The organism is Adhaeribacter soli (genome assembly GCF_008727925.1).
Lineage (GTDB): Bacteria > Bacteroidota > Bacteroidia > Cytophagales > Hymenobacteraceae > Adhaeribacter_A > Adhaeribacter_A soli.
This window is the reverse complement of record NZ_VTWT01000001.1, coordinates 297,118-310,896: the sequence shown is the minus strand read 5'-3', so window position 1 is coordinate 310,896 and position 13,779 is coordinate 297,118. Positions and strand designations below refer to the sequence as shown.

The 13,779-nt window shown below is 48.5% G+C and carries 6 protein-coding genes; 3 read left to right on the top strand and 3 right to left on the bottom strand.

Annotated elements, in window-relative coordinates; genetic code table 11:
• Nucleotides 1–21: 21 nt before the first annotated feature.
• On the top strand, nt 22–384 hold the full coding sequence (locus F0P94_RS01145) for a hypothetical protein (protein ID WP_150901863.1): 363 nt from the start codon (nt 22–24) through the stop codon (nt 382–384).
• A gap of 400 nt (nt 385–784) precedes the next feature.
• Nucleotides 785–1,867, top strand: coding sequence for a DUF748 domain-containing protein (locus tag F0P94_RS01140; protein ID WP_150901862.1), 1,083 nt, complete (start codon nt 785–787; stop codon nt 1,865–1,867).
• A 349-nt stretch (nt 1,868–2,216) separates the two neighbouring features.
• Here F0P94_RS01140 and F0P94_RS01135 read toward each other — a convergent pair whose 3' ends face one another.
• The 3 genes from F0P94_RS01135 to F0P94_RS01125 form a co-directional block, all read right to left on the bottom strand.
• Nucleotides 2,217–2,921 (bottom strand): hypothetical protein, encoded by a 705-nt coding sequence (locus tag F0P94_RS01135; RefSeq protein WP_150901861.1) that lies wholly within the window; start codon nt 2,919–2,921, stop codon nt 2,217–2,219.
• An 819-nt stretch (nt 2,922–3,740) separates the two neighbouring features.
• Nucleotides 3,741–4,145 carry a hypothetical protein gene (locus F0P94_RS01130; RefSeq protein ID WP_150901860.1) on the bottom strand — a complete coding sequence of 135 codons (405 nt, stop codon included), beginning with the start codon at nt 4,143–4,145 and terminating at the stop codon, nt 3,741–3,743.
• 51 nt (nt 4,146–4,196) lie between these two features.
• Entirely contained in the window at nt 4,197–5,006 is an 810-nt protein-coding gene (locus F0P94_RS01125; RefSeq protein ID WP_150901859.1) for an alpha/beta fold hydrolase, read from the bottom strand.
• Nucleotides 5,007–5,362: 356 nt separating this feature from the next.
• On the opposite strand from F0P94_RS01125, the gene F0P94_RS01120 reads away from it, so the two are divergent.
• Nucleotides 5,363–13,669, top strand: a complete 8,307-nt coding sequence (locus F0P94_RS01120) for a T9SS type A sorting domain-containing protein (RefSeq protein WP_150901858.1) — start codon at nt 5,363–5,365, stop codon at nt 13,667–13,669.
• The last annotated feature ends 110 nt before the right edge of the window (nt 13,670–13,779 follow it).

The following is a 13,779-nucleotide window of genomic DNA, read 5'->3' as shown; positions in this document are numbered from 1 at the left end:
ATATTCATTAAACCCAAACCAATGCTGAAAACCTTTAAATCCCTCCTGCTCCTTACTTTTGTTTTTTCGATGATAACCGGTTGCGAAGGACTGGAGAAAACCGATAAGATCCGGAGCGAAGTACTTACCGAAGTAAAAGGCAAATCGCTGGTTTACGAAATGTACCTTACGGGTCTGGATAAATACCGCTACGTGTACAAATTAGCCGGCCCGCAGGATACCACGCAGCTCTTCGAAACCAGCTTTACCGACGCCTCCGGCAACTATGCTTCCATGGAACTGGAACAAACCCGCAAGGGCCTGAAAATCATTTTAGACCGACCCATCGAAAAGCAAACCAAAACGGTGGAAGGCGTTACGTTTGAACTGGAAGGCACCAAATAGTTTACCGCCTTTAAAACGGAAAGCTGCTTCAGCATGCGAGGTTTTTCCGGTAAAAAATCTTCATCCGATAGGGTTCTTTAAATTAAAATCCCCAAATTCTGGTAATTCCCGGACTTGCGGTAGGACTATTTCATTCTGGCTGATTCTCCCTTTGAGGGGAGTATGAGGGGTGTTTACACCTGCTGATTTTATCAAATAACGTTTTAACACCCCTATAATCCCCTCAAGGGGATAGTCGTTAGATAGAATGAATCAACCTTGGAATTGGCGGGATTTTTATTTCCTTCCTGCAAGCTGCGCTTCGCTAAACAGCGGGAATACTACCTTCATAATCAATTTATCGCTGCTTCGCGTATAGAACTGCATTTATGCTGGTTTTAATTTAATTCATCTGTTTCCGATGTTTAAAACGCTAAGCAATACCACCAAAATCCTGCTGACGATCGTGCTGTTGCTGGTTATTTTCCGGCTGTTCCTTCCTACCCTTGTAAAGCATTACGTAAATAAGACGCTGGATGAACTTCCGGGCTATACCGGTTACGTGACCGATGTGGACATTGCCCTTTACCGCGGCGCTTACTCTCTCGACAGCCTTTATTTAATTGAAGAAAAAGGCAACAAAAACTACCCCTTCCTCCGGATCAAGTGCACCGATCTTTCCATTGAATGGAAATCTTTGTTTAAAGGGCGTCTGGTGGGAGAAGTTGTTCTGGAAAACCCGGTAATTAACGTGGTGGAAGGCGCAGCCCCGGCCCATGAACCCACCCGCGAGCACTGGACCAAAACCGTAAAAGACTTAATGCCCATTACCATCAACCGCCTGACGGTAAATAACGGCCGCGTGGCGTACATGGATTTTTCTGCCAGTCCGGACGTTAAATTTCACGTGCAGAACCTGCAGCTTACAGCTTTCAACCTGGCCAACGTAGAAAAAGTGGCCAAAAAGCTTCCGGCCAGCGTCGTATTTTCCGGAACTTCCATTGGCGGCGGCAAATTAAAAGGCGATATGCAGGTAAATCCCTTAAAGAAAATCCCGGACCTGAACCTGAACGCTTCGCTTACCGGCGTGAACCTGACCAGTCTGAACGGCTTCATTAAAGAGTATGGTAAGTTCGACGTAGAAGCCGGCAATATGGACATGTACACCGAAATGGAGATAACCAACGGCTATCTGAAAGGCTACTTTAAACCCTTCTTCGAGAACGTGAAAGTGCTTAACTGGAAGAAAGACAAAGAAGAAGGCGGCGTTCTTAGCGCGGCCAAAGAAGCCGTGATCGGATTACTGGGCCGGGTACTGGAAAACAAAGAAAAAGACAAAAATAACCCCGATAAAAAAGTTGGCCAGATCGCGACCGTGGTTCCCATAGAAGGCAACGTAAACCACCCGGATACCGACAACTGGAAAACGTTTAAGAACTTACTCCGGAACGCTTTTATCAAAGCCTTTAACAAAGGGATTGAAGGTAAAATCGGCGGCAAATGATCAGGTAAGCGCTTCGGTCGAAAAGAAAACGCCTGCAATAGGTGCAGGCGTTTTTTTCTGAACACGATTTTAAGGATTAAATTGATTTACATGATTTTTCGCCGTAAGAGTTACTACAGATCAAAGCTCGGAGCGGAAAGAACAAGAAGAGAAATTAAAAGGTAGCCGAAACTGCTGATTTAAGCTCAGCTTTCATTTCAAAGCTTTCACCGGTCTTCCGCAATCTCCTCGTTTTTGAGCAAGCCTCGCTTCTGAATTCGAATTATTTCCTTTCGGAATCGAATCCTGTTCATCTTAATAATCCCTAAAATCGTGTTCAGACAATCCGGTTACTGATTTCCGGAATTTATTACTTTCCGGTAGCGCCGGCGGCAGTAACTGCTTCCAGGCAGTTTACCGAAACTACGGTCGGGTGCCAGGCCATGGTATCGGTAGGCATTGCTGCACAAACAACCACGTTGTCGTAACGGGAATCTTTGGCCATTTGGCTGTAGCCGATCTTGTAGCGGGCTCCTTCGCTTAGTTGGGCTACGCCGGTACCGTTGTGCCAGGGCTGCAGGTACCGGCCGTTATCGAGTTGCAGCCAGGTATCCTGCCAGGCGCCTACGCTGCAGTTTACTTTCCGGGCCGTTACGTAGGTATCGCAACCGGCACCCGTATCATCTACCGGCGTCATGCACAGTATACGGATAGCTTTTCCGGCCGGCGGCAGGGCTAAGCAAACTACCTGGCCGTCGTAGCGTTTGTCGCGTTTCATAACTTCGTAGCCGATCCGGTAACGCTGGCCGGGCTGAATGCCGGTAATATGGGTCTGGTTTTCGAATGGCTGCAGCCACTCCCCGTTATCGAGTTTCAGCCATTGGTTTTGAAAAGCGCCGCTCGCACAGGAAGCCGATTCTACGGTAACCAGGGTTTCGCAAGGTAAAATATCGGGTGTGGGCTCAATATCGCCGCAGCCTCTTTCGCAACCCGACAAGGAAGCGGTTACCAGGAAAGCCAGCATAGCGACTCCGCTCCGCAGCGCTCCGGCCATGTTTAAAGTATTCTTTTTCATAGTTGTAGCTTAAATAATAAGGTTCAGAAATATACCGGAGCTGCAGCCTCCGGTATATTTCGTTTTCTGAAAGTAAGATTGGCTGAAGGGATAATTTGTTGCAAGGTCGAAGAAATATTTTCCGGGAATTGAGTGGGGCTTACTTTTTCAGGCGTGTTCTATAGCTTTTTCTGCTGTAAGGATTTCCAAGAGCCTCATAAAGAATTACTAGTCTGGTAAAAGCAGGCTAAAATATTGTTAATGGTAAAAGATCCATAGCTGTAAGGCTAAGAAGAATTCAGGTCATTCTGAGCTTGTCGAAGAAACTTTTAAATACTTCTATGACAAAGCGAACGTAGCTAGATTTGTTTTACCGATTAAACTTTAACCTCTGGCCTTATACGCTCCCTCAGAGCTACGCTCGCAGGTTTCGCGCTCCCCTCGCGCTCACTTTTGCCCGGGATGACCAAATAAATTGGCTTACCCTGACGGTTATAGTAAAAACACGTAACAACAGTGAGAGGAAGAACCTGGCAATTTAACATCAAAGAATAAAACCATATCCAGCATAAACAACCACTGACTGAGCTTTATGAAAGGATTTAAAAGCTGATTAAAATGAATGCCCTAACGCTAAACTTCAATAGCACCCCTTCATTGCCGTCTGCTTTAACTGACGAATCGGTGAGCTATACCAAACGCAAGTAATGAATTGAAAAGAGTGAATAAACCGAGCAGTTTTTGAGCAGTAAACCATAGCATTTGCGTTTCTGCTAACCGCGACAAGCTGTTTTACTGGCGCTCTCCAGGACCAGGATATTGAAAAGATAGCCTACAAAATTACTCCTGTAGCCAGGTTTCGGCTTCCTTGTTTGTTTCAAAGGTCTCGATCCGGAACTGGTGCCGGGCGAGTTGATCGAACCGCTGAAAGGACCTTTTGCCGTAAATGCCGGGTGCTAAAACGTGCGCAAAATATTCTACGCCCAGGTTCCGGGCTTTGGGCGCCCAGCTGCTGCCCAGGTAAAAAGCGCCATCTTCCCAGGGGCCAATCAACTCCAGGTTGTTGTTCAGAATGGCCGAGCAGGGTAATTCCCGGAGCATGTTCAGCAGCTGCCCTGCCCCCATCATAATGGTTTCTAAGGACTGAATACCGATCCAGTTTACCTGAATATAGGAATTACCGGCCTTGCGCTCCGCCTGGAAAAATACATCGCCATTCGCCTTCTTTAATTCCTTTTTGTTCATCGCAACACCTTTCCTCCATTTTCAGAATAGGACCTGAACGTACTTTTTCTCTTATTTAGCTACCGTTTCGGCCTGTAAAAATGCTTTCATGGCAGCAATGGTTTCTTCCGGCGCGCTTAAATTCGGGCAATGCCCGGTGGCATTCAATACCACCAAATCACTGTCCTTTAGGTTCTGGTGCATGTACTGCCCTACTTCCATTGGCGCGATCACATCTTCCTGGCACTGCAGGATCAGCGATTTGGTCTGAAGTTTTTGCAGGTCGGCGCGGTTATCGGAAAGGAACGTGAGGTAGGCAAAATTGCGGGCTATTTCGGGGTGGCTCCGGCAGAAGCTGGCTGCCAGTTCTTCGCTCAGTTCCGGGCGGCCGGCGTTGCCCATGATCAGGGGCGCTATGGCCGCGGCCCAGGCCAGGTAATTGCTGTCCAGGGATTCGAGCAGGCCGGTTATTTGTTCGCGACCGAAGCCGCCGGTATAACCCGGGTCGTTTATGTAGCGCGGCGACGGGCCGATGAGTACCAGTTTCTGGAAAATTTCCGGGGCTTTAATGGCAGCCAGTACGCCAATAATAGCGCTGACCGAATGGCCGACAAAAATAACATCTTTCAGGTTTAAAGCCCGGCAGATCTCCAGCATATCGTCGGCATAGCCTTGCAGGGAGTGGTATTTTTGGGTAGTGTAATCCGATACATCGGAATTTCCGAAGCCAACATGGTCGAAGAGGATGATCTTGTAGTTGTTTTCGAAGGCCGGCGTGATATAGCGCCACATGTTCTGGTCACAGCCGTAGCCATGCGCAAACAGCATTGGCGTTTCTCCCCTGCCCGTTACGGTAACGTTATTTCTTTTAAGTACTTCCATGGTAACATTTTATCAGGTTAAATAAAAAGAAATATGCGTTCACAAGTTTAAGCCATTCTTTTCATAAACCTTTATTTTTTTTAAACGTATGCGCGGCAGCTTTTACGGAAGTTCAAGGCAGGCAGTGGCATTCCATTTTCTTAACAGGGTGGTATTTCACAACACTATTGTTATATTTACCTGCACGCTTAAAAAAAGTTAGGCAAAATTTCTTCCAAAGAAGCAAGAGGAAATTTAAAAGCAAAATTCCTCCGGAAAGGGTTATAAAAGTTATAATGCCATACAACCATCCGGTTGTTTTGCTTGTCTGCTTGTTTTGAGAGGATCTACTTATCCCTGGTCTAAAATAAAACTGCATGAAAGCACTGCTACTCACCCTATCTGTTCACACCAAGAAATGCGGCCCCTTATTACTAGCTTTTTTAATACCGTTTATTTTATCGGTTCAGGCTGCGGCGCAAACCATTCCTGCCAACGATGATTGTGCAGGCGCTATTTTATTAACGCCCAACCAGGCCTGCACCCCGGTAAACGGCAATTCAACGGGAGCTACCCAATCCTTACTGGCTTGCGGGGCAGGTGGCGTGGCCGACGATGATGTCTGGTTTAAGTTTGTAGCCACTAAAAAACAACATGCCATTAAAGTTACCGGCAGCGCCGGCTTCGATGCGGTATTGGAATTGTTTTCCGGAAGCTGTACCAACCTGAATTCTATTTCCTGTACCGATGAAGCCACAACCGGGCAAATTGAAATGACCCAACCTGCCAACCTGGTACCGGGAAATACTTATTACATCCGGGTTTACCACTATAAATCCGGATCCGGGTCGGGCAGCTTTACCATCTGTATTTCCGATCCGGTAAATGATTTCTGCGACGGGGCGACCGAATTAATTCCGGCCAATTCCTGCAACCCGGTAAACGGCAACCTTATAAATTCCACGCAATCGCTTCCAGCTTGTGGCGGTACAGGTGCGGTAAGCGATATCTGGTATAAATTCATTGCCACCGGGCTTGCGCATGATATTACGATTCAGCCGGGAAATTCCTTTAACCTGGCCATGGAAGTATTTTCCGGCAATTTCTGCAACAGCTTAAGCTCGATCAAATGCCGGACCTCCATCAATACGAACGGCTATACCATGGAACTAGGGTCCATGGTTCCGGGGCAGACTTATTACATCCGGGCCTTTACAACTTCCAGCGTTATTTCCAGCAGACCCTTTACCATTTGCGTAAAAGAGCGGACCTTACCGGCGGGCGCCTCCTGCGGAAATGCCATCGACATTCCGGCTGTCCCCTTTAACAGTGGTACGCAAACTACCTGCGGAAAAGGCGATTATTTCAGCGGCCACTTTCTGGAGCCCCAGTTTACCGGGGAAGAGATGATCTTTAAAATGAATGTTACCAATGCGCCGGTTTCTTACCTGGTAAAATTAAACAAACTGAATGCCGGAGCAGATGCCCTGGGCGTGGCGGTTTTTAAAGATTGCCCCAACCCTGCTTTTGGTCCCATAAACTTTGTAGGAGACAGCCCTTTAACCGTAGATAGCAGCACGGTTACCCTGAAAACCAATGGCATTTATTATTTTGTGGTAGACCGGGTAAAAAATACAACCCCCTGCGGCGAATTTAATCTAGAGATCCTACCCAACACAAAAGCTCCGGTAAATGACGAATGCATCAATGCCATTAGCTTAACGGTGGGTAAAACCTGCATACCTTTTAACGGAACTTCTGCCTACGCCACCCAATCGCTGCCAGGGGTAAGATTCCCTTCGCCGTTACGCCACCCTACCGTAGCCGACGATGATGTCTGGTTTAGTTTTGTTGCGAAAAGCCCGCACCATAAAATTGTGCTGGATGGCGTTAACGCCTTCCAATTTAACGGGGTGATGGAGTTATTTTCCGGTTCCTGCAGCAATCTTACTTCCTTAAAAACCAAGTATAGTTCCAGCGGCATTATGTTCGATATCGATGCTACCAATCTGGTGGTCGGGCAAACGTATTACATCCGGGTTTACGACCGGAATGTGGGATGGCAAAGCGGTAGTTTTTCCATTTGCGTAAGCGAACTGATAGAGAACGACGAATGCGCCGGCGCCATTGCCCTGCCGGTACAACCTTTAAACGCAACCCCTACTCCGCTATTGGCTACCAGTGCCGTTTCCACCCAGTCGCTGCCGGCCTGCGGGGGCAACGGCAGCTTTGTATTCCCGAACGATGATGTCTGGTTTAAATTTACCGCTACTTCCGCTTACCAGCTCATTAAAGTAGTTGGGTTAGATAAAAACGGGCAGGTTGGTCAGTTTAATTTCCGGCCAAACCTGGAACTCTTCGATGGTTCCTGCAGCTCGCTGAATTCCCTTATATGTGCCTCCCTCAACTGGCTTACAATAGGTGAAATAAATACCACTAACCTGATACCGGGAAACACTTATTACCTAAGGGTATTCGACACCTCTGATGATATTTCCTATGATAAATTCACCATTTACGTTCAGGAAAAGTTAGCGCCTGTTCCGGGTGCAATGTGCAGCAACGCGATTCCAATCAGTAGTATTCCTTTTAACAGCGGTACCCAAACTACCTGCGGTTCCGGTAATGATTACAACACTTTATGCGGTGGTAGCGGCGGCAGTTTAGATGAGGAAATGGTATTTAAGCTGGAGATCACGAATGCACCGGTTTCTTATCAAATTTCGCTTTCCAGCCAAAGTACCGTAAAAAGCCTGGCGGTATTTTCCGGTTGCCCCAACCCGTCGGCACCACGCGGCAATTGCTTTTCCGGAAGGTATTTTCAAGGATCGAAGTACGCTGCTATAACGAACCTGAGTGACAATGATTCTATTATTCATGAGATCTTTGCCTTTACCCAGAACGGCAATTATTATATTGTGGTTGAAGACTCTAAAGATTTTGCCTCTAATGCAACGGGTACCTGCGGCACCTTTAACCTTAAGGTAACGCCAGTATCTGCTCCGGTAAATGATAACTGTGCCAACGCTGTTCTATTGCAAACCGGAGCGGGTTGCACCCCGGTTTTTGGTACCACCGCCGGGGCCAGTAATCTTCCGGGTTCCGTAACCTGTGGTTCGGTGAGGCCTGGTTTTACCGACGATGATGTTTGGTATAAGTTTGTAGCTACCAGCCCCTCCCATACCATTACCATTAAAGGAACGGGTGGCGGATTCTGGGCAGGGGGGCAATTGTATCGGGGAAGTTGTACTGGTTTAACGCCGCTTTATTGCGATCCGGGATTTAACCCGGGAGGAACGCGGATCATTCAGGCGGAAAACCTCGTTCCAGGTACCACTTATCATGTAAACGTATTCGACCAACGACCAGGTTATGGCACCACCGGCAACTTTACCATTTGCGTTACGGATGGGGCACCCCGCCCGATGGGATCAGTTTGTGAAAATGCGGTCAACATTCCGAGCCTCCCGTATAACAGCGGCCTGCAAACTACCTGCGGCAAAGGAAACAACTATGGGTTCTTCGGTTCTTTAGTAAGCAGTTATCAGGGGCAACCTGGTTTTTATGGTTACGGAGAAGATATGGTCTTCAAATTTACTATTACGAATGCCCCGGTAACTTATAATTTCACGCTTTCTTCTCCTACCGGCTGGAAGGTTATGCGGATCTACGACGCCTGCCCGATCGATCTTTTTAACGGCGTTTTCGATGCCCTGGCAACCGGCCCCGATACTTCGGCAAATGCCAATTATACTTTTACCAGAAACGGCACTTATTACATTATTACCGATAAATGGGCAGCTCCAAATGATCCGGTTTGTGATGTATTCCGCATTAAGATCGATCAGCCCGTTTATTTTCCGAATGATGAATGTAGTGGGGCTATTCTGCTGCCGGTAACTACCACCTGTTCTCCTACCAGAGGCAGCCTGGCGCTGGCAACGGTCTCTAAGCCTACCTATTGTGGTTCCTTTGACCGGTATAAGGATGCCTGGTATAAATTCATCGCCCCGGCTTCCCGAAACGTTCGTATTTCTGTATCGGCTAAAACCAGCATCCAGCCCCAGATAGAAATGTTCCAGGATACCTGTGGCGCCTTAAGATCGATGGGTTGCCCGGATTGGAATATGGATAGCACCCTTACCCTGAATTACTTTAAGCTTGTACCCGGCCAAACGTATTATTTCAGGGTTTTGAATAACGCAACGTATATAACCCGGGATCCTGATTTTGAAGTTTGCGTAACCGATTATCCAATCGTGGCCAACAGCATTTGTTCCGGGGCCGTTACGCTTCCGGTTAATGCCCCGAATGTTTGCAATGCGGTGAATGGCACCACCACCGGTTCTTTTGCCGAACCGGGTTTACAGGGCTGTTCCGGCACCGCCGACGACAATGCCTGGTATAAATTTACGGCAACCCAGGCTAACCACCGGGTGCAGGTAAAAGGTGCCATCGGCTTCGACCCGGTAGTGGAAATGTTTACCGGTTCCTGCGGTACCTTTACGCCGGTAGCTTGTGCAGATAATACGACAGTGGGCTTAACGGAGAACCTGGATGTTAACGGCTTAACCATCGGCCAGACCTATTTCGTACGGGTGTATCACCAGTTACCGGAATACGGCAGTGGCAACTTCAGTATCTGCGTGCAGGAAAGGCCACTTCCGCCCATCAACGACCAATGCGTGAACGCTATAACCTTAGCGGCAGATACTATTTGTAACCCGGTTACCGGTACTGTTTTAAATGCTACGGAATCTTTAAGAGGTTGCAGCGGCACGGCGGCTACGGATGTGTGGTACAAATTCACGGCCCTGGGTCCGGAAAATACCATAACCGTAACGAATACCGGCGACGCCGACCTGGTAACTGAGTTGCTCTCCAATTCTTGTTCGGCACCAAATTCCGTTATGTGCCGCGATACTGCTGTTGCCAGCGGCAATGAAATAATTAAGTTTGCGGGGGCTACCGTAGGGAATACTTATTATGTACGGGTGTATGCGTACAACCAGGCCATTACGAACGGTGATTTTACGATCTGCGTGAAAACGAATTCGGTGCGGTCGGTTATTCCGGTTGCTCCAGCCCTGAGTGTATTCTGCGCCGGCGAGAAATTCAGGTTGCCTTTCCAGGTTTTCGGGTTGTTTACTTTTGCCAATACGTTCCAGGCACAACTCAGCGACTCAGCCGGTAATTTCAGTTCCTCTCCGGTAATAGTTGGAAGCATTGCTACGGCAGTTTCCGATACCCTGGATATAACGTTGCCGGCTAATAGTAAGAAAAGCAGCCTGTATAAGATCCGGATCATAGGTACTTCGCCGGCTTATACCAGTCCGGTACAGGTTCCGGTCACGATAAATGCCATCCCGAATGCCCCTAGTTATGTTGCGCCGCCGGAATATTGTCTGGGAGAAACCATTGCTCCGCTCCGGGCTACGGGTTCCAATATTCGGTGGTACGCCGATGCGCAATTAAACCAACTGCTGCATTCGGGCCTTACATTTACGCCGCCGCAACTCACCGATACCACTACCTATTACCTTACTCAGACCACTACCGGTTGCGAAAGCTTGCCAGCTATAATAAAAGTAATTGTGAAGCCGCGGCCGAACACTTTTTTTGCCGGTTTAGATAGTGTTTACTGTGCTTCTACCCAACCCATCACCCTTACCCCTACGGTAGCCGGGGGCACGTTCTCCGGAGGACTGGTTTTCGGAAATACGTTTATACCGGCACTTTCGGGCAACCACACCATTACTTACACTTTAACCCAGAATGGTTGTACCGCTACCGAAACCCGGAAAGTGAAAGTGAAACCTTCACCCCCTGCCCTGACCGGCGGGAACCAGACAATTTGTTCCGGCAGTTCGGTGCAGATCGGGATGACGCCGAGTGCCGGCTTCAGCTACGCCTGGACCCCGGTTGCCGGTTTAAGTAATCCGCTTATCGCCAATCCGGTGTTTACCGGTGTAAACCCGAATGCCCAGAACGATACGGTGGTAAAAGTGCTGCACGTAACCGACCTGGTGAATGGCTGTACCAGTACCAGTTACCTGAAAATAGTAGTGAAAGGCGTTGCCCCGATCACGCTTCCTGCCAGCCAGTCGGTTTGCGCCGATAGGTTACCGATGCAGCTTTCTACCAGTCCGGTGGGCGGTAACTGGTCAGGAAACGGAATAAGCGCCACTGGTTTGTTCGATCCGTTCATGGCAGGTTTAGGCAGACATAAATTGATCTATACCATTCAGCAAAATGGCTGTACCCGCTCCGATTCTACCTTTGTAACTGTTACTCCTACGCCGTTGGCCCGTGCAGGCCGCGATACCACCATTTGTGCAGGCAATTCGGTTACTTTGGGAGTTCCGGTGGTTGCAGGCTATGCTTACCAATGGTCGCCGGGAACCTTCCTCGATAACCCAGCGGCGGCCCAACCGGTATTCCAGTCTATTGCTGTTAGCATTCCAACTACGTTTGTAAAAACTCTGACCGTAACGAACACTTCCACCGGTTGTACATCTACCAGCCAGGTACAGATCACGGTAAATCCGTTGCCAGTGGTAAATGCCGGACCCGATGTTTCGCTTTGCGCCAATGCAGGAATTTACCAGCTGAACGGCAGGCCTTTAGGCGGAACCTGGACCGGAAGCGCCAGCATTTCAGGTACTGCTTTCGATCCGGCTATGGCCCCTGTCGGGATAAACAGGTTGGCTTACACGTTTGATCTGAATGGGTGCGCGGTTACGGATTCGGTGAATATTACGGTATTGGCTGCACCAATGGCCTTTGCCGGAAAAGATTCAACGATCTGTTCCGGTGAAGGAATTGCATTAGGAACTGCCCCGGTTTCGGGAGTTGCTTACCAATGGTCGCCGGTAACCGGTTTAAGCAATCCGTTTATTTCCAACCCTGCTTTTTCATTGCCTAACCATACCGTTCAGAACGATACGCTTGTGAAAGTGCTGACGGCTACCAATTTTGCTACCGGTTGCATAAGCCGCGATTCGGTTACCATCATTGTAAAACCGATGCCGGTAGTTTCGGCGGGAAGTGACCTAACGGTTTGCTCGAATGCAGGTCCTGTTCCGTTAGCTCCAACGCCATCAGGCGGCAGCTGGTCCGGCAGCCCGGCGGTAAACGGTTCCGTTTTTGACCCGGCTGTGGCAACTATTGGGCTTCACCACTTAGCTTATACTTTTTCGGCGAATGGCTGTACCGTTACCGATTCTCTGCTCGTTACAGTCCGGCCTGCACCGGTGGCAAATGCTGGCGCCGATGCCACAATTTGCTCCGGGGAAACAATTCAGCTTGGTTCAGCAGGGTTACCCGGCTTTTCTTACAGCTGGTTACCAGCAAACGGCCTGAACAATGTGAATATTTCCAACCCGACTTTTACCCAATCAAATCATACCGTTCAGGCAGATACCGTAATTAAAGTGCTTACCGTAACGAACCTGGCTACCAATTGCAGCAGCACCGATACTGTACAAATCATTGTGAAACCGGTACCGGTAGTTTCGGCCGGAGCTAATGCTTCTGTTTGCGCGAACTCCGGGCTCTATCAGCTTACACCAACGCCTGCTGGTGGCACCTGGAACGGTAGTCCGCACGTGACCGGAAATACGTTCGATCCTTTAACAGCCGGAGCCGGATTACATAAGCTGGTTTATACCTTCATCAGTAATGGCTGCACGGTGAAAGATTCAATCGAAATTATGGTTAAACCAACTCCGGTAGCTTTGGCCGGCTCTGACCAGATTATATGTTCCGGCGCAACCATTACATTAGGCAGTTCACCAACTCCGGGTTATGGCTATATTTGGTCACCGGCAACAGGCTTGAGCAACAACCAGCTTTCGAACCCAACCTTTACGCATACCAACTTCAATCCACTGGCAGATACTCTGATTAAAGTGTTAAGGGTTACCGATTTTGCCACCGGCTGCTCCAGTACCGATTCGGTTAGGATAATCGTAAAACCGAACCCGGTAATTGCAGCGGTAAAAGACACTACCGTTTGTATTTCGGCCGGGATGCTGACGCTAAGCGGATCGCCGTCTGGCGGTACCTGGTCGGGAAGCAATGCTTTGAATGGCAACAGCTTTAACTTAACGGCTGCCGGTGCGGGTAAACATCCGCTGGTTTATACTTTTAACCAGAACGGCTGCCCGGCTTCGACAACTACTACCGTTACCATTCAGGCAGTACCGGCTAAACCGGTTATCAACCTGATAAACCTGGACAGCCTGGGAAGTTCGGTAACCGGTACAACTTACCAGTGGCTGTTGAACGGCAAGGCTTTAACTGCCAATGCGCCGGGAATAAAACCGAAAGAATATGGCATGTACCGGGTAATAGTCTGGAATGCCTTATGTATTTCCGATACATCTGCCGCTTATCATTACCAGCCCGTTGACCTACCCCTACAACCGGAAGGCTTCAGGCTTTACCCGAACCCTTCGGCTGGTAAAACCAAGCTGGAATTCCGGCAGCCGGGAACCCAGGCCGTTAACCTGACGATCTTTGATTCCATTGGCCGGCCTTTCTACAAGAAACGCTTACTGGCAAATGCCCAAGGGATCATTAACGAAGAACTGCAATTAAGAAGCTTGCGAAACGGGATCTACCTGCTGCAATTAACCGACGGCAGCAAAACCTGGATTAAGAAGTTAGTGATTGAAAAATAATTGTACCTGAATTAAAATCTAATGGACTGCTTTCTTTATCAGTGAGCAGCTCTTTTAGACTTTGCAGGCTCTAAAATCAACATGAAGTTTTCACTGGTCAGAAAATAAAA